At 71.7% G+C, this 22,039-nt stretch carries 19 protein-coding genes; 12 read left to right on the forward strand and 7 right to left on the reverse strand.

The window, feature by feature from the left end:
• Positions 1-360 precede the first annotated feature (360 nt).
• Positions 361-2,724: a beta-xylosidase/alpha-l-arabinosidase gene (locus FLL47_RS19255; RefSeq protein ID WP_144121899.1), complete on the forward strand. Its 2,364-nt coding sequence runs from the start codon at positions 361-363 to the stop codon at positions 2,722-2,724.
• A gap of 167 nt (positions 2,725-2,891) precedes the next feature.
• A complete protein-coding gene (locus tag FLL47_RS19260; RefSeq protein ID WP_144121900.1) occupies positions 2,892-3,509 on the forward strand; it encodes a hypothetical protein in 618 nt (205 codons plus the stop codon).
• A 100-nt stretch (positions 3,510-3,609) separates the two neighbouring features.
• On the opposite strand, the gene FLL47_RS19265 is transcribed toward FLL47_RS19260, so the two are convergent.
• The 3 genes from FLL47_RS19265 to msrA all read right to left on the reverse strand — a co-directional run bounded on the left by FLL47_RS19265 (position 3,610) and on the right by msrA (position 5,422).
• Positions 3,610-4,242: a nucleotidyl transferase AbiEii/AbiGii toxin family protein gene (locus FLL47_RS19265; RefSeq protein ID WP_246158226.1), complete on the reverse strand. Its 633-nt coding sequence runs from the start codon at positions 4,240-4,242 to the stop codon at positions 3,610-3,612.
• A 9-nt stretch (positions 4,243-4,251) separates the two neighbouring features.
• Positions 4,252-4,599: a hypothetical protein gene (locus FLL47_RS19270; RefSeq protein WP_144121901.1), complete on the reverse strand. Its 348-nt coding sequence runs from the start codon at positions 4,597-4,599 to the stop codon at positions 4,252-4,254.
• A 166-nt stretch (positions 4,600-4,765) separates the two neighbouring features.
• Entirely contained in the window at positions 4,766-5,422 is a 657-nt protein-coding gene (gene msrA / locus FLL47_RS19275; protein WP_144121902.1) for a peptide-methionine (S)-S-oxide reductase MsrA, read from the reverse strand.
• Positions 5,423-5,452: 30 nt separating this feature from the next.
• On the opposite strand from msrA, the gene FLL47_RS19280 reads away from it, so the two are divergent.
• Positions 5,453-6,589 carry a cystathionine gamma-synthase gene (locus FLL47_RS19280; protein WP_144121903.1) on the forward strand — a complete coding sequence of 379 codons (1,137 nt, stop codon included), beginning with the start codon at positions 5,453-5,455 and terminating at the stop codon, positions 6,587-6,589.
• A gap of 114 nt (positions 6,590-6,703) precedes the next feature.
• Here the strand turns inward: FLL47_RS19280 and FLL47_RS19285 are convergent, their stop codons facing one another.
• A complete protein-coding gene (locus FLL47_RS19285; protein WP_144121904.1) occupies positions 6,704-7,330 on the reverse strand; it encodes a hypothetical protein in 627 nt (208 codons plus the stop codon).
• Between the two features lie 96 nt (positions 7,331-7,426).
• Between FLL47_RS19285 and FLL47_RS19290 the strand changes: the two genes are divergently transcribed.
• The 3 genes from FLL47_RS19290 (at position 7,427) to ilvA (ending at position 10,963) form a co-directional block, all read left to right on the forward strand.
• Positions 7,427-8,818 carry an amidase gene (locus tag FLL47_RS19290; protein ID WP_246158229.1) on the forward strand — a complete coding sequence of 464 codons (1,392 nt, stop codon included), beginning with the start codon at positions 7,427-7,429 and terminating at the stop codon, positions 8,816-8,818.
• A 139-nt stretch (positions 8,819-8,957) separates the two neighbouring features.
• Positions 8,958-9,740: a DUF4328 domain-containing protein gene (locus tag FLL47_RS19295; RefSeq protein WP_144121906.1), complete on the forward strand. Its 783-nt coding sequence runs from the start codon at positions 8,958-8,960 to the stop codon at positions 9,738-9,740.
• Complete coding sequence (gene ilvA / locus FLL47_RS19300; protein WP_144121907.1) at positions 9,737-10,963, forward strand: threonine ammonia-lyase; 1,227 nt, start codon at positions 9,737-9,739, stop codon at positions 10,961-10,963. The genes FLL47_RS19295 and ilvA overlap by 4 nt, the downstream gene beginning before the upstream one ends.
• A gap of 166 nt (positions 10,964-11,129) precedes the next feature.
• On the opposite strand, the gene greA is transcribed toward ilvA, so the two are convergent.
• Together greA and FLL47_RS19310 are read right to left on the reverse strand one after the other, a co-directional pair.
• Positions 11,130-11,618, reverse strand: a complete 489-nt coding sequence (greA, locus tag FLL47_RS19305; protein WP_144121908.1) for a transcription elongation factor GreA — start codon at positions 11,616-11,618, stop codon at positions 11,130-11,132.
• Between the two features lie 122 nt (positions 11,619-11,740).
• Positions 11,741-12,184: a DUF4307 domain-containing protein gene (locus FLL47_RS19310; protein WP_144121909.1), complete on the reverse strand. Its 444-nt coding sequence runs from the start codon at positions 12,182-12,184 to the stop codon at positions 11,741-11,743.
• Positions 12,185-12,263: 79 nt separating this feature from the next.
• Between FLL47_RS19310 and mca the strand changes: the two genes are divergently transcribed.
• The 5 genes from mca (at position 12,264) to FLL47_RS19335 (ending at position 18,429) form a co-directional block, all read left to right on the forward strand.
• On the forward strand, positions 12,264-13,154 hold the full coding sequence (gene mca / locus FLL47_RS19315; protein WP_144121910.1) for a mycothiol conjugate amidase Mca: 891 nt from the start codon (positions 12,264-12,266) through the stop codon (positions 13,152-13,154).
• Between the two features lie 5 nt (positions 13,155-13,159).
• A complete protein-coding gene (locus tag FLL47_RS19320; RefSeq protein ID WP_120321494.1) occupies positions 13,160-13,381 on the forward strand; it encodes a hypothetical protein in 222 nt (73 codons plus the stop codon).
• Positions 13,382-13,490: 109 nt separating this feature from the next.
• Positions 13,491-16,028, forward strand: a complete 2,538-nt coding sequence (locus FLL47_RS19325; protein WP_144121911.1) for a putative bifunctional diguanylate cyclase/phosphodiesterase — start codon at positions 13,491-13,493, stop codon at positions 16,026-16,028.
• A gap of 63 nt (positions 16,029-16,091) precedes the next feature.
• A complete protein-coding gene (locus FLL47_RS19330; protein WP_144121912.1) occupies positions 16,092-17,702 on the forward strand; it encodes a TPM domain-containing protein in 1,611 nt (536 codons plus the stop codon).
• Between the two features lie 16 nt (positions 17,703-17,718).
• Complete coding sequence (locus FLL47_RS19335) at positions 17,719-18,429, forward strand: PspA/IM30 family protein (RefSeq protein WP_144121913.1); 711 nt, start codon at positions 17,719-17,721, stop codon at positions 18,427-18,429.
• Positions 18,430-18,527: 98 nt separating this feature from the next.
• Here FLL47_RS19335 and FLL47_RS19340 read toward each other — a convergent pair whose 3' ends face one another.
• Positions 18,528-19,616 carry a DUF3626 domain-containing protein gene (locus FLL47_RS19340; protein ID WP_144121914.1) on the reverse strand — a complete coding sequence of 363 codons (1,089 nt, stop codon included), beginning with the start codon at positions 19,614-19,616 and terminating at the stop codon, positions 18,528-18,530.
• A 263-nt stretch (positions 19,617-19,879) separates the two neighbouring features.
• Between FLL47_RS19340 and FLL47_RS19345 the strand changes: the two genes are divergently transcribed.
• Positions 19,880-21,952: a thioredoxin domain-containing protein gene (locus tag FLL47_RS19345; RefSeq protein WP_144121915.1), complete on the forward strand. Its 2,073-nt coding sequence runs from the start codon at positions 19,880-19,882 to the stop codon at positions 21,950-21,952.
• Positions 21,953-22,039 lie beyond the last annotated feature (87 nt).

Below are 22,039 nucleotides of genomic sequence, written 5' to 3' on the forward strand. Positions count from 1 at the left end.
CACATCTCTCACCCGCCCGGCCCGGCCGACCGTCCACATGATCGTCCGACTTGCCCGGCAGCTGTGCGTATCTTGACCCGTCTTTCGCCCACCTGCCCGGCAAGTCGGACGATCATGCGAGCGCGCTTCCTGGGCGGGAAGAGGGGTCGGGGTCCGGAAGCGCGGGCGTGGTTCTACGAAAGTTTCGGAACCAGGATGCGGGCTCCGAATTCGACGGTGTGGGCGACAAAGTGGCTCACAACCCTTGTCTCCGAGCGGGATCAGGGTGCTAGGGTGCGATGGCTGATGCCTCAGTGGCGAGGTGTGAATACCGGAAACTACCGGAAGTTCAGTCATTCCGGGTGGAAGACAGGCAGGGCGATGTCGACCCACAAGGACGCCGCCATCGCGGCCGTGACCGACCTCGGACCCGACGACCAGCCCTGGCGGGACCCGACCGTGCCGGTCGAGCGGCGGGTCGACGACCTGATCCGGCGGATGACCCCGGCCGAGAAGATCGCCCAGCTCTACAGCGTGTGGCCCGGCGCGGGCTCGGACGGCGACGACGTCGCGCCGTACCAGCAGGACATGGTCGAGGACGGGTTCGACTGGCAGACCCTGATCGCCGACGGGCTCGGGCAGCTGACCCGCCCGTTCGGCACCGCCCCGGTCACCCCCGCCGAGGGCATGGCCCGGCTGGCCGGACTGCAGGAGGCGATCGTCGCGTCCGGACGCTTCGGCATCCCGGCGCTGGTGCACGAGGAGTGCCTGACCGGGTTCACCACCCACGGCGCGACCATCTTCCCGACCGCGCTGGCCTGGGGCGCGACGTTCGACCCCGACCTGGTCGAGCGCATGGCCGCCGCGATCGGCCAGGGCATGCGCGCGGTAGGCGTGCACCAGGGCCTCGCCCCGGTGCTCGACGTGTCCCGCGACGCCCGCTGGGGGCGCACCGAGGAGACCATCGGCGAGGACCCGTACCTGGTCGCCACGGTCGGCACCGCGTACGTGCGGGGCCTGGAGTCGGCCGGGATCGTGGCCACGCTCAAGCACTTCGCGGGCTACTCCGCCTCGCGGGCCGGGCGCAACTTCGGCCCCGTCGCGATGGGACCCCGCGAGCTGTCCGACGTGATGCTGCCGCCGTTCGAGATGGCGGTGCGCGACGGGGGCGCGCGCTCGGTCATGCACTCGTACGCCGAGATCGACGGCGTGCCCGCCGCCGCGGACCGCAGGCTGCTCACCGACCTGCTGCGCGGCGCCTGGGGCTTCGACGGCACCGTCGTCGCCGACTACTTCGGCATCACCTTCCTGCACTCGTTGCACGGCGTCGCGGGCGACCTCACCGCCGCCGCCGGGCTCGCGCTGGCCGCCGGCGTCGATGTCGAGTTGCCGATCGTGCGCTGCTACGGGCGGCCGCTGGCCGACGCCGTGCAGGACGGCGCCATCTCGATGACGCTGGTGGACCGGGCGGTGCGCCGGGTGCTGCGGCAGAAGTGCGCGCTCGGCCTGCTCGACCCGGGCTGGACGCCACCGCGCCCGGACACCGTCGACCTCGACCCGCCCACCACCCGTGACCTGGCCCGGCAGCTCGCCGAGCAGTCGGTGACGCTGCTGGCCGACGGCGGGGTGCTGCCGCTGCCGCCGACCGCCTCGATCGCCGTGGTCGGGCCGCTGGCCGACGACGCCGACGGCATGCTCGGCTGCTACACCTTCCCGCGCCACGTCGGGCTGCACCACCCGGACCTGCCGCTCGGCGTGTCCATTCCCACGGTGCTCGAGTCACTGCGCGCCGAACTGCCCAAGGCGACGCTCACCCACGCCGCGGGCTGCGCGGTCGACGGCACGGACACCGCGGACATGGCGGCCGCCGTAGCGCTCGCCGAGCAGGCCGACATCTGCGTCGTGGTGCTCGGCGACCGGGCGGGCCTGTTCGGCAAGGGCACCTCCGGCGAGGGCTGCGACGTCACCGAGCTGCGGCTGCCCGGCGTGCAGGAGCGGCTGCTGGAGGCGCTGCTCGACACCGGACGGCCGGTCGTCGCCGTGCTGCTGTCGGGCCGCCCGTACGCCCTGGGGGAGTGGATCGACCGGTTGGCCGCCGTCGTGCAGGCGTTCTTCCCCGGTCAGGAGGGCGGGCCCGCGGTGGCCGGCGTGCTGGCCGGCCGGGTCAACCCGTCGGGGCGGTTGCCGGTCGGCGTGCCGCGGCACCCGGGCGGGCAGCCCGCGAGCTACCTCATGCCGCCGCTCGGCCACGCCACCGAGGTGAGCACCGTCGACCCGACGCCGCTGTTCCCGTTCGGCCACGGGCTGTCGTACACCAGCTTCGCCTGGGCGCCCGAGCCGCTCGCCGACCAGGAGTCGACCTGCCCGACCGACGGCGCGGTGCGGGTGGCGCTGACGGTCCGCAACACCGGCGAGCGGGCCGGCACCGAGGTCGTGCAGCTCTACCTGCACGATCCGGTCGCCCAGGTCACCCGGCCGGTGCAGCGGCTGATCGGGTACGCCCGGGTGGCGCTGGAGCCGGGCGCGGCTCGCCGGGTGGAGTTCACCGTGCCCGCCGACCTGGCCGCGTTCACCGGCCGCGACGGGCGTCGCATCGTCGAGCCCGGCGACCTGGAGCTGCGGCTCGGCGCGTCCAGCGCCGACATCAGGCACACCGTGCGGGTACGCCTGCACGGCCCGGAGCGGGTCGTCGGCCACCTGCGGAAGATGACCTCCGCGGTCACCCTCACCGATGTGGAGGGGTGAGCGGCCGCGCCTCCACCATCCACACACCACCGCGTCACGAGACGTCCCCCGATCCGGACTGCTGATCCGTGCCGTCACCTCGAAAGTCGGGTGCAACCGGCGGCCACCGGAGAACGTGTTCTGGGCAGTCCAGGACAGACGTCCTGCACCGACACGGGGAGGAAATCATGTCGATGTACCTTTCGCGTCCCGCCGCCGCCCTCGCCGCCGCAGTCCTCGCGGCCGTCCTGCTAGGCGCCTGCGGCAGCGGAACGGGAACCGGCCCCTCGGCGAACCCGGCCGGCACGCCCGCAGCGACGACGCCCGCCGCGCCTTCGACGTCCGCGTCACCGGTGCCCCCGCCGCCCGCCGACGCGCTCCTGCTCGGGCCCACCGGATACGGCAGGTTGCGGCTCGGCATGACACAGGCCCAGGCTGCGGCCACCAAGCTGATCACACCGCTCGCCGGCAAGCAGAGCGGCTGCTATCGGTACGCCCACCTCGTCGGTTCGCCCGCCACGGGGGAGCATGACATCGCGGGCCGGCTGTTCTTCTCCGAGACGCTCGGCCTGGCCGCCATATATGCGTACTCGGGCGTCAAGACGCCCGAGGGGATCACCGTGGGCAGCACATTCGACGAACTGCGCCGGGCATACCCGTCCTGGGAGTCTGTCAGCGGGGACAAGGATGGCCGCGGCTACGTGAGGGTGCCGGGCAACGCTGAGGCGATCTACCGGATCGAGGTCGGGGCCGGGAAGGTCATCCAACTGTCCGTCCAGCTGCTCAACCAGGACTGCTACGAGTGATCCGTCGCGGTGGTCGTCGCCGGGCGCGGCGGCCACGCACGTCCGGCCCCAGAGTCTCTCACCAGACCCGCCTGGGTGTCCTGCTCAGATCATCGGTTCCTCAGTGTGCGCGCCCAGTCTGCGAAGTCCGTGCGTAGCGCAGCCAGGTGTTCCGGGCTGACCTGGTACTCCGCGAAGTCGGTGTCGGTGATCCGTTCGAGCGAGCGCAGGGCGGTGGCGAAGACGCCCACGTCGAACCCGGGTCTGCCTGGCGCGCTAGCTCGATCAGGGTCTCCCGCGAATATCGGCCGCTGCTGATCGCCGCCTCGACGTCCAGGAAGTCGCGGGACTCGGCACGGCTGAACAACGCGCACATCTTGTTGGCGACCGCGTCATCGGGATGCAGGACCGGGCCGACCAGAGAATCCACCGGGGCATGGGCTCGCCAGTCGACTGCCATCTCGAGCTTGTCGGGTTCCGTGCTGCCGCGTTTGGTCAACAACAGCCGGGCGAAGACGTCATTGCGGATGGCGCTGGCCACGTCGTAGTCGCTCGCCTCGAAGGCGGCGATCACCTCGTCGACGGCGCGCGTGAAGTCCGTCCGCTCCCGAGAGTCGGTGAAGAGGTCCACGTCGCTGCTGAGACGGTTTCCCATGCCGTGAGCTTGGACCGCGTAGCCACCGGCCAGGGCGAATCCGTACCTGCCGGCTGAGGCCAGAGCTATCTCGGTGATCTCGCGATGGCGGGCTTCCACGACCGGAGTTTATGCGATGTCGACTGATGTCCTGGTCGTGGCGAGGTCCGGAAATTGGCGCTCCCACGCGGAACGGACCGGTGCGGGCAGCCAGATCGTCTCCCACAGTGACCTCAGCGCCGCCTCGTTGAGGTATCGGTGCAGGTCGTCAGGTGCTGCCGCTTCATTGATCACGGTTCGGTAGAGATCCATGATCCGTCCCGGCTCATCGAGGTCGTATCGCACACTGCCCGACCACTTCAGGTGGCGGGGAAGCGACACGATCCCAGACGTCGGCCCCATGAGCAGGTCAAGTCCATCGGGCAGCACGACAGGCTTGGCGTATCGCCCTCGTGCACGAGATGACGTTGCGGCCACGGACTCCACCTCCCGACGGAATCGTATCGCCCTCGCATGGCATCCGAACTCACCGCGAGGGCTCGAACTCGCGGGTGATGGTGCCGGTCGGCGCGTTGCCTTGGGCGAGGCAGGCCGAGCCGGACAGGACACAGGTCTGTCTCGGCCCGCCTCGGACACGCGCGGGTCAGGCGTCGGTCTTCGCGACGCCGATCGGGCAGCTCATGCCGTTCGGCCCGATGCCGCAGTACCCATCGGGGTTCTTGGCCAGGTACTGCTGGTGGTAGTCCTCGGCGAAGTAGTACTCGCCGAGCAGCGCGATCTCGGTGGTGATCTGGCCGTAGCCCTCGGCGGTCACCACCGGCTGGAACGCGTCCCGCGAGGCTTCGGCCTCCTTGAGCTGTTCCGGCGTGGTGGCGTAGATCGCCGATCGGTACTGGGTGCCGATGTCGTTGCCCTGGCGCATGCCCTGGGTCGGGTCGTGGTTCTCCCAGAACACCCGCAGGATCTCGGCGTACGAGATGACCTCGGGGTTGAAGACGATCTCCACGGCCTCGGTGTGCCCGGTGTAGCCGGAGCAGACCTCCTGGTAGGTGGGGTTCGGCGTGATGCCGCCGGCGTAGCCGACCGAGGTCGAGTACACGCCGTCCAGCTTCCAGAAGAGGCGCTCGGCGCCCCAGAAGCAGCCCATGGCCACGACGGCCACCTGCATGCCGTCCGGCCAAGGTCCGGTCAGCGGGGTGCCCAGCACGTAGTGCCCGGCCGGCGCCTCGATCGGGGTGTCCCGGCCGGGCAGGGCCTCGGTGGCGTTGACGACATCGAGCTTCTTGTGGCGAAGGAACATGTCTCCAGTCTGCTCCTCTACGCTGGGGGAATGTCTTACGGGTTTGAAACGCTCGCCATCCATGCGGGCCAGGAGCCGGACGAGCGCACCGGCGCGGTGATCCCGCCGATCTTCCAGACGTCGACCTACAAGCAGGACGCGGTCGGCTCGCCGCGGCTGGGCTACGAGTACTCCCGGTCCGGCAACCCGACCCGGGACTCCCTCCAGGAGTGCCTGGCGGCGCTGGAGGGCGGCTCGCGCGGACTCGCGTTCGCCAGCGGCCTGGCCGCCGAGGACACGCTCATCCGCACGGTGTGCAAGCCCGGCGACCACGTGATCATTCCCGATGACGCGTACGGCGGCACGTTCCGCCTGTTCGCGAAGGTGGCCGAGCGGTGGGGCCTGTCCTGGACCGCGGCCCGGATCTCCGACGTCGACGACGTGCGGGCGAAGGTGACCCCGCACACGAAGATGATCTGGGTGGAGACGCCGACGAACCCGCTGCTCGGCATCGCCGACATCGCCGGGTTGGCCGCGGTGTCCCGTGACGCGCACGCGCTGCTGGTGGTCGACAACACCTTCGCGAGCCCGTACCTGCAGCAGCCGCTGGCGCTGGGTGCGGACGTGGTGGTCCACTCGACCACGAAGTACGTGGGCGGGCACTCGGACGTGGTCGGCGGCGCGCTGGTGCTCAACGACCTGGCGCTGGCCGATGCGCTGAAGTTCCACCAGAACGCGATGGGCGCGGTCAACGGCCCGTTCGACGCCTGGCTGACGCTGCGCGGGGTGAAGACCCTGGCGGTGCGCATGGAGCGGCACTGCGACAACGCCGAGAAGGTGGCCGAGTTCCTGACCCGGCACCCGAAGGTCAAGCAGGTGCTCTACCCGGGCCTGCCCGAGCACCCCGGCCACGAGCTGGCCACCAAGCAGATGCGCCGGTACGGCGGCATGATCAGCTTCCGGATGGGCGACCCCGCGGCAGCCGAGCGGGTGTGCAACACGACCAAGGTGTTCACGCTGGCCGAGTCGCTGGGCGGCATCGAATCGCTGATCGAGCACCCGGGCAAGATGACGCACGCCAGCGTCGCGGGTTCCGAGCTGGAGGTCCCCGCCGACCTCATCCGCCTCTCCGTCGGCATCGAGACCATCGACGACCTGCTCGCCGACCTCTCCACCGCCCTCGGCTGACGCCCCGCGCCGGCCCGCCGGCCACTTCAAGATCGCTGTTTCGTGTCGGGAACTCGGGTAGAACCGCAGTTCCCGACACGAAACAGCGATCTCTGCTTTCGCGGGCGAGCCCGTTCAGACCGGCCGCCCGGGCGGGAGGATGCGGTCCGCCTCGATGGAGTAGTTGTCGCCGTAGAGGCGGAGTTTGTCGCCTTTGCAGGTGTACTGGTCGGGGGTGATGGTGGTGCTCAGGTTCTCGCGGTCGCGGACGCTGCCGTTGACCTTCCACGTAGTGGTGCCCTTGGCTGAGGCGTTGCTGTAGTTGATGGTCTCTTCGTCGGCCTCGTAGTTCAGGCGTGTCGTGCCGTTGTGGATCACTTCGTAGCGGTCGCCGTTGCGGGTGCCCTTGCGGGTCACCCTGTCCACGGTGAGCAGCGTGCCGTCCGCGCGGTAGTCCAGCAATGTGCCCGCGCCGGTCAGCTGCACGGTGATGCCGAACAGGTCGGCGCTGGCGGTGTAGGAGGTCTCCCGCCACTGTCCTATCAGGCATCGCGCGGGCGACATCGGTGCCGGCGACGGCACCACCGCGACCGGACTCGGCGACGGCGAGGTCGACGGGGATGGCGGCGCGACGGGAACGGGACGGGTCAGCAGGTAGGCGGCAGCGGCCCCGCCCAGGCACACCACGAGCACGACGACCAGCAGGACCGCTCCGACGGCGATAGCTGCAGTCCAATCACGATCCTGCTGTTGTGGCTGCATCTGCCCAGCATCGCCAATGAATTCCGTTGCGGCAAGGCTCCTGTTGCTCACGTCGCGTCACCGCACTCCATACTGGAGCACCGGTTGTGGGTCACGATGTGGTGGAGGAATGAGATGGCGGACACCTGGGTCGGCGCCACCGCCAAGCAGATCGCGCGAGCCGTGCGACGCGGTGACACGTCGGCGACGCAGGTCGTGGCCGATCACCTCGACTACCTGACCCGCACCGACCCGGTGGTGGCCGCGTTCCGTACGGTGCGGGCCGCGGAGGCGGCCGCCGAGGCGGAGAAGGTCGACGACCAGAGCGAGATGGCCAACCTGCCGCTGGCCGGGGTGCCGATCGCGGTCAAGGAGAACACCCCGGTCGCGGGGCTGCCGACGTGGCACGGATCCGCGGGCGCGCGCCAGGCCGTGGCCGAGGAGGACCACGAGTTGGTACGCAGGCTGCGCGGCGCCGGTGCGGTGGTCCTCGGCACCACCCGGATGCCCGAGCTGGGGCTGTGGGGCGTGACCGACGACGACAGCGCGGTGACCCGTAACCCGTGGGCGCTGGACCGTACCCCCGGCGGCTCCTCCGGCGGCTCGGCCGCCGCGGTCTCCGCGGGCCTGGTGCCGATCGCCCACGCCAACGACGGGCTGGGCTCGATCCGCATTCCGGCGGCCTGCTGCGGTCTGATCGGGCTCAAGCCGGGCCGGGGCGTGCTGCCGGTGAACCTGGGCGCCGACGACTGGTTCGGCCTGGTCGAACACGGCATGCTGGCCACCACGGTCGCCGACGCGGCGCTGGGCTTCGCGGTGCTGGCCGGGCGCACGCCGCAGCCGCTGAGCCAGCCGGGCCGGCTGCGCATCGCGGTGTCGCTGCGCTCCCCGGTGGCCGGGGCGAGCGCCGACGAGGCGAACCGGGCGGCGATGGGCACCGCCACCCGGCTGCTGGCCGAGTGCGGCCACGACACGCTGACCGCCGACCCGGCGTACTCGACCTCGATCGGGCTGCGCGGTCTGGCGACCTGGTTCGCCGCGGCGTACCGCGACGTCGAGGCGGCCGGGATCGACCGGTGGAAGCTGCAGAAGCGCACCCGGCGGCACGTCTCGATGGGCGGCTGGGCTTGGCGGCGCGGGTACGTGCGTGACCAGGACCGCGAGCAGTTCCGCCAGCAGTGCCTGGACTTCTTCGTCGACAACGGGGTGGACCTGCTGCTCACGCCCGTGCTGGCCGGGCCGCCGCTGAAGGCCGCCGACTGGCACCGCCGCGGCTGGCTGGCCAACGTGGTGGCCAACGTGCGCAACGCGCCGTTCGCCGCGCCGTGGAACATCACCGGCTTCCCGGCGATGACCCTGCCCGTCGGGGTGCGCCCGGACGGCCTGCCCGCCGCGGTGCAGCTGGTCGGCCCGCCGGGCACGGAGCTGCTGCTGCTCGCGGTGGCGGGCCAGATCGAGCTGGCCGCGCCCTGGCGGCGGCACGCTCCGGGCTTCCCGCGCCCGAACTGAACCGGCCGCGGGCGGATGCCCGGTGTGATCACGGATCGTGACGGACGTCACCACGGTTAACCCACCCTGACCAGGCCTGACTGCCGAAGGTGCGCGGCGTTCGGTTACCCTCCGTGGGCCCTCGACCCTGGAGAACGCCGTGCCCTGCCCCCATTGCTCCGCCGACAACCCGGCGACCGGCAGCTACTGCCGTAGCTGCGGCCTGGACCGCAACGCGCCGCTGATCTGGCCGCAGGCGAAGGTGTACGCAGTGCGCGGCATCGGCCTGGCCGCGGCCGTCGCGGTCGGGGTCTCCGCCGTGCTCACCGTGCTGGGCGCGGTGCTCGCACTGGTGCCCGGGGCGATGGCGGAGCAGGCCCGCGCCGACCGGGACACCGACCTGCTGCAGAACGCGTACCTGGTCGAGCTGGCGATCACCGGGGTCGACGTGCTCGGCTGGCTGGTCGCGGCCGTGCTGGTGATCATCTGGCTGTACCGCGCGCGGGTGAACATCGACGCGTTCCCCGAGGCCGTGCCCAGGCTGGCCCCGGGCTGGGCGATCGGCGGGTGGTTCGTCCCGTTGGCGAACTTCGTCATCCCGTGCCAGGTGATGCACCAGGTCGCCGCCGCCAGCCTCCGGCACCGCCGGATCGGCCTGTTCACCGGAGTGTGGTGGGCCGGGTACGTGGTGAGCGTCGGCACCGCGCAGATCGCCGGCCGGATGGAGCCCGACGGCTACTCGATCGACGCACACGTCGCCTACTTCGAGGACATGTTCACCTTCGGCATGGTCGAGGCCGTGGGCACCGTGGTCGCGGGCTTCTTCCTGGTCAAGCTGATCCTGTCGATCAGCAGGGCGCAGGCTGCGCGGATCGGGCGCGGCCGGGCCGCGAACGTCCCCGTTTCCGTGGCACCCGTGCCGAGTGGCACGATCGTCCTGTGACACCTGAGCTGGTCAGCCTGGCCGACATCGAGGCGGCGCGCGAGCGCCTGCGGTCCGTCGTACGCACCACGCCGATCGAGCCGTGCCGGCCGCTGTCGGCGAAACTGGGCGGGCCGACCTGGCTGAAGTGCGAGAACCTGCAGCGCGCGGGCTCCTACAAGGTGCGCGGCGCCTACGTGCGGATCTCGCGGCTCAGCGAGGAGGAGCGGGCGCGGGGTGTGGTCGCGGCGAGCGCGGGCAACCATGCGCAGGGCGTCGCCCTCGCGGCCGGGCTGTGCCGGACCAAGGCCACCGTGTTCATGCCGATGGGTGCGCCGCTGCCGAAGGTCGCGGCGACCAAGGGGTACGGCGCGCGCGTCGAGTTCGCCGGCAACACCGTCGACGAGGCGCTGGTCGCGGCACAGGAGTTCGCCGAGCGTACCGGCGCGGTCTTCATCCACCCGTTCGACCACCCGGACGTGATCGCCGGACAGGGCACGGTCGCGCTGGAGATCCTGGAGCAGCGCCCGGACGTGCAGACGATCATCACGGGCATCGGCGGGGGCGGCCTGATCTCCGGGCTCGCCGTCGCCGCGAAGGCGCTGCGCCCGGACATCACGATCATCGGTGTGCAGGCGGCCGGCGCGGCCGCGGTGCCGCCCGCGCTGCGGGCCGGGCGGCCGGTGCGCCTGCCCAGCATCGCCACGATCGCCGACGGCATCGCCGTCGGCCGCTGCGGCGACCTGACCTTCGCGCACATCAGCAAGCTCGTCGACGAGGTCGTCACGGTCACCGACGAGGAGATCTCCCGGGCCCTGCTGATGCTGCTGGAGCGCGGCAAGATGGTCGCCGAGCCGGCCGGCTCGGTCGGCGTCGCCGCGCTGCTCGCGGGCCGTGTGCAGGTGCGCACCCCGGTCGTCGCGGTGGTGTCGGGCGGCAACATCGACCCGCTGCTGATGCTCCGGGTGATCGAGCACGGCCTCAGCGCCGCCGGACGCTACCTGCACGTCAACGTCCGCTGCGCGGACCGCCCCGGCCAGCTGGCCGCACTCCTCACACTGATCGCCGAGCAGCGCGCCAACGTGCTCGACGTGGCCCACCAGCGCCACGACCCCCGCCTACACCTGGGCGAGGTCGAAGTCGAACTCTCCGTCGAAACCCGCGGCGCCGAACACTCCGACCAACTGGTCAGCGCCCTACGCGCCGCCGGCTACGCGGTAGACGTCGACAACGCCTTCGGCTGACCTCCGAGATCGCGACGGTCTTGCGCGAACTGTTGGGGATACGCCCGATTCGGGTGTGTCATCCTCACCGCCCACGCAAGATCGTCGCGATCTCGGGGTGGGCGGAAAGGTCAGGACCGGCACCGCGTGGGCGGGTGCCGGTCCTGGGTGGGTTTCGGGGGCGGGGTCAGCCGCCGAAGGCTTCGAAGGAGACGACGGTCACCTTGATGTCCACGCCGCTGGGGGCGGTGTAGGTGACGGTCTGGCCCTTGCGGGCGCCGAGGATGGCCTGGCCGAGGGCCGACTCCGGGGAGTACACGGTCAGGTCCGTGGTCGCCGCGATCTCGCGCGAGCCCAGCAGGAAGGTCTCGGTGTCCTCGGTGTCGTCGTCGAAGTAGATGACGACGACGTTGCCGACGGAGACACTGTCGCCGCGGGGGGCCTCACCGACGTGGGCGAGCCGCAGCAGCTCCTGGAGCTGGCGGATGCGACCCTCTGCCTTGCCCTGCTCCTCGCGGGCGGCGTGGTAACCGCCGTTCTCCTTGAGATCGCCCTCCTCGCGGCGGGCGTTGATCTCGGCGGCCATCGCGGGCCGGGCGGCGATGAGTTCGTTCAGCTCGGACTGGAGCCTGTCGTACGCGTCCTGGGACAGCCAGGTGGCATCAGTCGTGGACACGGGCGTTCTCCTCAGGTCTTGCGGGTTCTGGGAATCGTTCCGGCGGTGCCTCGCCGATCCCGCGTGGCAGTGTTACCTACCTCATTGAGCGCGATGGGCGAAGTTACCAACCTACCAGCGACTCACGCCGGGTGGCAGCCCTTAACCTCGCCGGTCACCGGGCGTCCCGTCGTCACCAGGCGATGCGTCACCATGGTGCGCTCCGGGTCGGGACCCGGCCGTACGGTGATCTCTTCCAGGCCGACCTCGGTGCCGGTCTTGTCCCGGGCGCGAATCAGGCAGACCGCGGTCCCGTCGGCCGGCAGCCGGATCAGGAACGTCACCGCGACCTGCGCGTCGGTCACCTCGTCGAACGCTGTCACCGACGCTGTGTAGTCTCCGTCACCGTACGCCCGGTAGAGGCGGGCCCCGATGAACGTCATGGCCAGGAAGGTCAGCACGGCGAGCACGGCCACGGTCGAACGGGAGGCGCGGCGCTGCTCACGGCGGCGGCCGTAACGCCCGGCCGGCCACGGCGCGTGCTCGGCCACCGGGCCGGCGGCGGTGTCGGTGGAGGTCTCGGTCACCGGTGGGGGTCCTTCGTGTGGCGCGTCAGACGCGTGAGGAACACTGTCAGGGTCGATTCTCGCACGTGGGGAGAGCACGGTGACGCAGCGGCTGCGACTGATGGCGGTGCACGCGCATCCGGACGACGAGTCGTCCAAGGGTGCCGCGACGATGGCGCGGTATGTCCGCGAGGGTGCGGAGGTGCTGGTCGTCACGTGTACCGGTGGCGAGCGTGGGGACGTGCTCAACCCGAAACTGGACCGCCCGGACGTCTGGGAGAACATCGCCGAGATCCGCCGCGCGGAGATGGCCGCGGCCCGCGACATCCTCGGCGTGGACCAGGCCTGGCTCGGCTTCGTCGATTCGGGCTGGGTCGAGGGCTACACCCACGACGACCCGTCCGGCCTGCCCGAGGGCTGCTTCGCCCGGGTGCCGGTCGAGGAGGCGGCGGCGCCGCTGGTCAAGCTGATCCGCGAGTTCCGGCCGCAGGTCCTGCTGACCTACGACGAAGAGGGCGGCTACCCGCACCCCGACCACATCCAGACGCACCTGGTCAGCATGGCCGCCGTCGAGGCGGCCGCCGACCCGGAGCGTTACCCGGACTTCGGCCCGGCGTTCGACGTGCCGAAGGTCTACTACCACATCAGCTTCACCAAGCTGAAGTTCTCGGCGCTGCACGAGGCGATGGAGGCGGCGGGGCTGGAATCGCCATACGGCGAGCGGCTCAACGACGACTGGGTGGGCGACAAGTCGCCGCGGATCACCACCCGGGTGCCCTGCGGCGAGTTCTTCGAGCTGCGTGACGACGCGCTGCGCGCGCACGCGACCCAGATCGACCCGGACGGGCCCTGGTTCCGCGCGCCGCTGACCGTGCAGCGCGCGGCCTGGCCGACCGAGGACTATCAGCTGGTCAGGTCGACCGTGGCGACCGCGATTCCCGAGGACGACCTGTTCGCCGGCGTACGCACGCCGGCGGGAGCGGATAGGTGAGGCACATGCTGGAGTTCCTGGCCGACAACAACTTCGGCGACACCCGGTCCGGCGACGGTCTCGCCGGACCGATGGCGCTGCTGTTGATCCTGCTCCTGGCCGCTGCAACGGTTTTCCTGATTCGCAACATGAATCAGCGGCTGAAGCGGTTGCCCGAGACGTTCGATTCGGCGAGCATGAGTGACGGTGCGCGGACGGACTCGCCCGTCACGCCGGACCCTCGCTGAGGCGGACCGAGGGAGTCGGACACGGCCTGTCGCGTCAGGCGGAGAGCACGTCGTCTTCAGACGGAGACGGTGGGCCTCCGCTTCAGGTGCGCTCGGACAGGGGGCACGGATGGGCAGGTGGCTCACGCGGGCGGCGGACGGACTCTACCGCTGGTCCGGTGCCTCCTCGCTGACGTCGCGTGTCCGTATTGTCATAACGTGTCTCGTCGTCACCGCGGTCCTGGTCGCGGGCATCGGCGCGATCCTCGGCGTGCGCGATGGTGACCTCGGCCAGTTCGGGCTGCTCATCGGACTGATCACGCTGGCCCACCTGTTCGGCCTGCGGATGCGGGTCGGTTCCACCACCATCGACGTCGACTGGGGCGAGGCCGCGCTGATCGTCGGCTTCATCCTGGTGCCGGTCTCCTGGATTCCCGCCGCGGCCGGCATCGGCGTGCTGCTGGCCAAGCCGGTGGTGTCGCTGGTCTCCGGCAATCGCACCAGTCCGATCGAGACGGTCCGCGCCGCCGCGTCGTTGACCCTGTCCGCGGCCGTCGCCGCCCTGGTGGTCTGGGCCGGCGGCGTGCCGGTGGTGCCGATGTCGGCGCAGGCCGCCGCCGTGGTCGTGCTCGCCGCCCTGATCTACCTGCTCAGCAGCGCCGTCCTGCTCGCCGTGCACCTGGCGGTGCGCGACGGGCAGAACATGATCGGGGTGGTCTGGCAGGCGCTGCGCGGCACCCCCGTGATGATCGTCGGCAACGTCGCGCTCGGCCTGGTCGCGGTCCGGCTGTGGGGCAGCAGCTGGTTGTGGGTGCTGCCGCCGCTGCTGTGGCTGCTGCACCAGCTCTACGTGCACCGGGTGCACGAGGACGAGGAACGCCGCACCTGGCGGGCGTTCGCGCTGGCGAGCCGTTCCCTGCACCGCTTGGACGAGCTGGCTGTGGCGCAGGAGGGCCTGCAGGCGGCCCGTTCGCTGTTCCCGGTGCGGGCGGTGGAGCTCACCGTGCTCGGCTCGCAGACCAGATACCGCAGCAGCCTGCGTACCGGCGACGAGGTCCAGGTCGAGCCGGTGTCGGACGTGCCGCCGGCCGACGCCGGCTGGGCACCCGCGGTGACCCGGGTGCTGGAGGTGGCCGGCGGTCGGGTGGGCGTGCTCACCCTGCGGCTGCTGCGCCAGCGCGCCTGGGGGCCCAACGACCAGCACCGGCTGGCCGTGTTCGGAGACGCCCTGGCCGCCGCCCTGCACGACGCCGCGACCCACAACGCCCTGCGCGAGCTGCGTGAACGCGCCATGTACGAGTCCCATCACGACCCGCTGACCCGGCTGCTCAACCGCGACGCGCTGATGGACCGCGGCGACGCGGTGCTGCGCGGCCTCGACGCCCGCATCCCGGTCGCCCTGCTGTTGCTCGACATGGACCACTTCAAAGAGGTCAACGACACCCTGGGCCACCTCGCCGGGGACGAGCTGCTGCAGACCGCCGCCTCGCGGCTGTCCGCCGACGTCGACCACGGCGAGCTGCTGGCCCGCCTCGGCGGCGACGAGTTCGCACTGCTGGTGACCGACCTGCCCGGATTGTCCGCCGAGCACGACGAGGTCGACCGGCTCAGCGCCGCGAACCTGGTCGCCCAGCGCCGCGCACGCATGCTGACCGCGGCGCTGGCCAGCCCGACCGAGGTCGCCGGGGTGACCCTGTCGGCCGAGGTCTCGGTCGGCGTGGCCGTGGCGACCGCGGGCGAGTTCGACCTCACCGAGCTGCTGCGCCGCGCCGACGTCGCGCTCTACCAGGCGAAGGAGTCGGGTTCGCGGGTCGCCGCGTACGACCCGCACCGCGACCGGACCAGCACCGACCGGCTCGCGCTGGTCGCCGAGCTCCGCGCCGCGCTCGCCACCGACGACCAGCTCCACCTGGTCATGCAGCCCGCGGTCGACCTGGACACGGGTGCGCCGTCCGGGGTGGAGGCGCTCATCCGCTGGCACCACCCGCGCCGCGGTCTGCTGCTGCCCAAGCACTTCGTCCGCGCCGTCGAGGCCAGCGACCTGCTCGGGAGGTTCACCCGGCACGTGCTCGACCAGGCTCTGACGCTGGCAGCCGAGTGGACCCGCCAGGGCCTCGACGTGCCCGTCGCCGTGAACCTGTCCCCACGCAGCCTGCTGGACCCGCAGCTGCCCGCGGACGTGGACGAACTGCTGCGCCGGCACGGCATGCCGGCCTCCCGGCTGGTCCTGGAGATCACCGAGACGGTGGTGCTCAGCCCACTGCCCATCACCGACCAGGTGCTGCGGGAGCTGCGCGCGCTCGGGGTGCGTTTCGCCGTGGACGACTTCGGCACCGGCTTCTCGTCGCTGACCTTCCTCACCCGGATCGCGGTCGACGAGCTGAAGGTGGACCGCACCTTCGTCGCCCGGATGGCGGACTCGCGACAGGCCGCCGCCATCGTGCAGGCGGTCGTCGACCTGGGTCGCCAGCTCGGCCTGCGGGTGGTCGCCGAGGGCGTGGAGACGGCCGACCAGCGGATCGCGCTGCGCCGCCTCGGCTGCGACGCCGGCCAGGGCTTCCACTTCTCCCACCCATTGCCCGCCGACGAGATCACCGAAGCCCTGCACACCCTCACCCAGGCCGCCCGCCCCATCCGTCCGCTCCGCGCCCGCCCGCACACCGCCTGACCGGAGGATCGAGGGCGGGCTATTCGTCGGGTTCGGGGGGATTGCGGGCGATATCGTGATCACGTGCCGGTGCAGACCACTGAGGTCGATCTCTTCTCGGTCCTGTGCTGCCTCGCGATCATCGTGCTGGGCGTGGTTCTGGCGCTGACGATGATCGGGCGGCGGAGGAAGCGTGACCAGGGGACGGCGAAGGCCGCCCCGCACCAGGCGGGCCCGGTCGATCCGTTCGCCGCGTACAGCACCACCCAGCTGTCCACGTACGCCAACGGACAGCTGGTGGCCGTGGACAACGCGGTGCGCACCAGTGAGCAGGAACTCGGCTTCGCCACCGCCCAGTACGGTGCCGCGGCCGTGACGACGTTCGCCACCGCGGTCGCCTCCGCAAAGGAGGATCTGTCTGCGGCGTTCCGCATCCGGCACCAGCTCGACGACGAGATCCCGGAGGACGACACGACCCGGCGGCAACTGCTGCGAGAGATCGTCGACCGCTGCGGCGCGGTGGACCGGCGGCTGGACGCCGAGGCGGACGCGTTCGAGAAGCTGCGCGCGATGGGTGCCAACGCCGAGGAGCTCGGCCAGTCGCTGCTGGCCCGCGCCGGCGAACTGCGCGACCGGCTCCCCGGGGCGCAGGCCACGCTCACCCGGCTCACCGACCGCTACACCGACGGCGCGCTCATCCCGGTGGCCGGCAACGTTAGCGAGGCCGTCGCCCGGCTCGACTTTGCTGACGAGCAACTGCGACAGTCCGCCACCGGGCTCGCCGCGGGCGACCGGGGCAAGGCGGCGCTCGCGCTGCGCGGCGCCGAGCAGGCGGTCGGCCAGGCGGGCAGCCTGCTGGACGCGCTCGGCAAGTCCGCTGCCGACCTGGACACGGCCGGGCAGAACGTGACCCGGCTGCTGGACGAGATGCAGGGCGAGGTCGCCGCGGGCAAGGCCGCCATGCAGGCCGCGGGCGGGGCGGGCGGCGCGGACCAGATGAACCTGGCGGCCGCGGTGGCCCGCGCGGACCAGGTCGCCGGGGACGTCCGCACGCAACTGGCCAACCCGCGGACCGACCCGCTGGGCATGATGCGCCGGCTGGAGGGCGCCGCGTCCGGACTGGCCGAGGCCATGGGCGGCGTACGCGACGCGGCCAACCGCACCGAGCAGGCCCGCCGCCAGCTCGACCAGGCGCTGCACGCGGCCCGCGCGGCGGTGGACTCCGCGACCGGTTACCTCACCACGCGCCGCGGCGCGGTCGGCACGACCGCCCGCGCCCGGCTGTCCGAAGCACACGCGTTGCTGGACCGCGCCGAGAGCGGCGGCGACCCGGTCGCCGCGCTGGCCGCCGCGGAGCGCGCGCACGACCTCGCCGCGCAGGCCATGGACTCGGCCCGCGACGACATCGAACGCTGGTCGTTCCCGTCCGGCTACGGCGGTCAGCCCGCCGGCGGCCGCGTGATCATCGGCGGTCCGGGCGGCTTCGGCACGGCGGCGGCGGGAGGGATGGGCGGGGCCGTCCTCGGCGGCATCCTGCTCGACAGCGTGCTCGGCGGGGGCGGCATGGGCGGCTTCCGCATCGGCCTCACCAGCGAGGGCGGCCAGTCCGACGGCGGCGCGACGACCCCCGGGGCGCCGCCGGTCCAGGGCCGGTTCGGCGGCCCCAGCACGTGGATGAGACCAGAGAAGCAATGACAGGGGGAAATTGACCATGGCGGCACAGTCGATCCTCGGGCGCATCACCCAGATGGCCCGCGCCAACATCCACGCCATCCTCGACGACGTGGAGGATCCGCAGCAGATGCTCGACCAGATGGTGCGCGACTACACGGCGAACATCAGCGAGGCGGAGAACGCCGTGGCGCAGACCATCGCCAACCTGCGCCTGCTGGAGGCCGATTCGGCGGAGGCGACGAAGAACGCCGCCGAGTGGCAGACCAAGGCGCAGGCGGCCAGTGCGAAGGCAGACAAGGTGCGCGCGGCCAATCCCGCCGACGCGGACAAGTTCGACAACCTGGCCCGGATCGCGATCGGCAAGCAGATCGCGTACGAGAACGACGTGAAGAGCTTCGGCCCGATGATCGCCGAGCAGACGCAGGTCACCGACCAGCTCAAGCAGGGTGTCACGCAGATGCGGGGCAAGCTCGACGAGCTGCGCCGCAAGCGCGACGAGCTGGTCGGCCGGGCCAAGGTCACCGAGGCGCGGGGCCGGGTGCAGGCCTCGGTCAACAGCATCAACACGCTCGATCCGACCACCGAGATCAGCCGCTTCGAGGAGATGGTGCGCCGCGAGGAGGCCCGGCTCAAGGGGCACGAGGAGTTGCAGGCCTCCAGCCTGGACGCCCAGTTCGAGGAGCTGTCCGCCTCGTCGCGTGACCAGGAGATCGAGTCCCGCCTGGCCGCCATGAAGTCCGGCCGCTGACGTCACGTCGCCGCCCTCCGGTGGTCGCGATCTCGGGAGGATCGCGGCCACCGGAGGTCCGTGTCCGAACGCTCCCCACCGCTGTCAGCGGTGCGGTGTCAGCGACCAGTGAACGGGCGGCCGGCGTGGACGAGGGTGTGCCAGAGCTGCTTGACGTACTGCAGAAGCTCGTCGGGCGTGCCCCAGGTGGACCAGGACTCCGGGCGGCAGAGCATGTCGGCGGCGGCGCGGCCGACGAGCTCGGCGTCGAACGTGCCGCGCGGGCCCGCGTACCGCGCGCAGACCTCCGCGGCCAGCGGCGGGATCGCCGGGCCGCGGAAGTCCGGTCCCACCTCGGCGGCCGTCAGCTCGAACCCGGCGTGCCACTCCAGGTCGATGCCGAGCCGGGCGGCGAGACCGGTGAGCAGATCGCCGGACGGCGTGCCGCGGAAGCTGGGGTCGAGCACGAGCGCTTCGGCGTCCACGGCGAGGTCCACCGGGCCGTGGACCTGCACTTCGAGATAGTCGTCCAGGGCGCGGCCATGGTCATCCGCTGCGGCCGCTTCGGTGAGTCCGCGCAGCACGGTGAGCGGGTCGACATCGGGGCGGCCGAGTGTAACGCCGGTCTCGCAGGCCTGCTCGACGAGCCCGGCCAGCACGGGTTCGAAGGCGGCGAGCGTGCCGACGTCGGCGGGGCCGAGGTGGCTGTCGCCCACGGTGACCGTGCAGCGCGCGTTCACCGACGGGCGCAGCCGCACGTGGCAGGAGCCGAAGCGGGGGCATGCGCCGTCCGGGTGGCCGAGCAGGTTCAGGCCGCCGTAGAGCGGGCGCTCCGCGGGCGGCACGCTGGGGCCCTGGTACGCCCCGCCGAACAGCGACTCCTCCCAGCGGTCGCGGTCGCCGGTCAGGAAGGCGGTACGGCTGCCGTTGGAGACGCCGGTCTCGAACTGGCTCCGGTAGCGGCCGTCGGCGGCCATCGACGCGGCGACCGTGCGCCCGTCGGCCAGCAGCCGGTCGGGATGGAAGTTCAGGGTGACCCGTCCGTGCGCGGCCACGGCCGCCAGGAGTTCGGCCAGGTCCGGCACCTCGCCGAGTCGTTCCAGGGCGCGGTGCCGATGCCGTGCCGCGACATCGGTCAGGTACGCGAGCGCAGCCAGCTGCGCGGCGGTCAGTGCTGTCTGCGTGTCCTGGAAGGTCGCCCCAGTCATGCCTGCGACCTCATCACACGGTCGCCACCGGCGGTAACGCGGTATACGAGCGCGCCGCCCGCCTCACCGAGACCCCCCGTCGACCGGGACTTCGGGGTGCGGACCAAGGTCGGTGAGGTGCAGTTTCGGGGAATCTGTGCCTATCGCGGGCGGCGATCGTGCACTTTCCCTGAAACTGGCGCACGGGATTCGCGACGCGGTGGTCAGTGGCGACAAAAGGGGCACCGGGGCACGGTGCAGGGCGTTGTGAGAGGGTGGGACGTGTGAACCGACTCGGGGACGCGACCTCGCCATACCTGCTGCAGCACGCCGACAACCCGGTGCACTGGTGGCCGTGGTGTGACGAGGCGTTCGAGGAGGCCAAGCGCCGGGACGTGCCGGTGCTGATCTCCGTCGGATACGCCGCGTGCCACTGGTGCCACGTGATGGCGCACGAATCGTTCGAGGACGCGGTCGTCGGCGACGTCATCAACGAGAACTTCGTGGCGATCAAGGTGGACCGCGAGGAGCGCCCCGACGTGGACGCGGTCTACATGTCGGCGACGCAGGCGATGACCGGGCAGGGCGGCTGGCCGATGACGGTGTTCGCCGCACCCGACGGCAAGCCCTTCCTGTGCGGCACCTACTACCCGAAGGTGCAGTTCACGCGGCTGCTCGAGGCGGTCACCGAGGCCTGGCGCGACCAGCGCACGCAGGTGCTGGAGCAGGGCGAGGCGGTGGTCGAGGCGATCGCGCGCAACCCGATCGAGGGCGGCGGCGAGATCACCAAGGAGCTGCTGGACCACGCGGTGGAGCGGCTGCGCGCCGACTACGACAGCGTGCGGGGCGGCTTCGGTGGGGCGCCGAAGTTCCCGCCGCACATGCTGATGCTGTTCCTGCTGCGCCACCACCAGCGGGCCAAGGACGCCGACGCGCTGGAGCTGGTGCGGCACACCGGCGAGGCGATGGCCCGCGGCGGCATCTACGACCAGCTCGGCGGCGGTTTCCACCGGTACGCGGTGGACGCGACGTGGACCGTGCCGCACTTCGAGAAGATGCTGTACGACAACGCGCTGCTGCTGCGCGTCTACAACGAGATCTGGCGGCTGACCGCCGACCCGCTGGCCCAGCGCATCGCGACCGAGACGGCGATGTTCCTGGTCAACGACCTGCAGACGGCCGAGGGCGGGTTCGCCTCGGCGCTGGACGCCGACACCGACGGCGTGGAGGGCACCACGTATTCGTGGACCCCGGCGCAGCTGACCGAGGTGCTGGGCGCCGACGACGCCGCGTTCGCGGCGGACCTGTTCGGGGTGACCGGGGCCGGCACGTTCGAGCACGGCACGTCGGTGCTGGTGCTCAAGCGCGACATCGACGACGTCGCGCCGGACGTGCAGCAGCGCTGGGAGCGGGTGCGCGGGCTGATGATGGCGGCGCGCCGGGAGCGGCCGCAGCCGATGCGCGACGACAAGGTGGTCGCAGCCTGGAACGGACTGGCGGTCACCGCGCTGTGCGAGTTCTGGCGCAACTACACCGAGGTCGGCGACCTGGCCGACGTGGAGAACGTGGACTTCCGCGCGATCGCGCTGGAGGCGGGCGAGCTGCTGCTGTCCACGCACGTCGTGGACGCTGGTGGGGAGTCCTCGGCGGTCCGCCGTCCAGGCGGGCCGCAGGGACGGGCCACCAGCGGAGGGCGGCTGCGGCGGGTGTCGCGGGATGGGGCGGTCGGGCAGCCGGCGGGCGTGCTGGAGGACTACGGCTGCGTGGCCGAGGCGTTCTGCGCGCTGCACCAGGTCACCGGCGACGGCCGCTGGCTGGAGGCGGCCGGTGCGCTGCTCGACACGGCGGCCGAGCGCTTCCGGGACGGGCAGGGCGGCTTCCACGACACCGCCGACGACGCGGAGCAGCTGGTGATCCGGCCCGCGGACCCGACCGACAACGCCACCCCGTCGGGGCTGTCGTCGCTGGTCAACGCGCTGCTGAGCTACGCGGCGCTGAGCGGCGAGCCGCGCTGGCGGGAGATGGCCGAGCGGGCGCTGTCCACGGTCGTGCCGCTGCTGGCCCGGCACCCCCGGTTCGCCGGGTACGCCGCCGCGGGGGCGGAGGCGCTGCTGTCGGGGCCGTACGAGATCGCGATCGCGACCACCGACCCGGAGACCGACCCGCTGCTGCTGACCGCGATCGAACACGCACCACCCGGAGCGGTGATCGTGGCGGGTCACCCGGACGCGCCGGGAGTGCCGCTGCTGGCGGGCCGGACGATGGTCGGTGACCAGCCCACGGCGTACGTCTGCCGGGGGTTCGTCTGCGACCGTCCGGTGACGACAACTGTCGAACTGGCGACAATTCTCGGCTGATAGCACGATATGAGCGGCCAAACGGACAATCCTGGCTAGGCTGAGGCTTCCCCCGACGACCGTGGCGTGCCCGCTGCTCCGCAGTGC

Origin of the sequence: Catellatospora sichuanensis (assembly GCF_007483665.1) — a bacterium.
GTDB lineage: Bacteria > Actinomycetota > Actinomycetes > Mycobacteriales > Micromonosporaceae > Catellatospora > Catellatospora sichuanensis.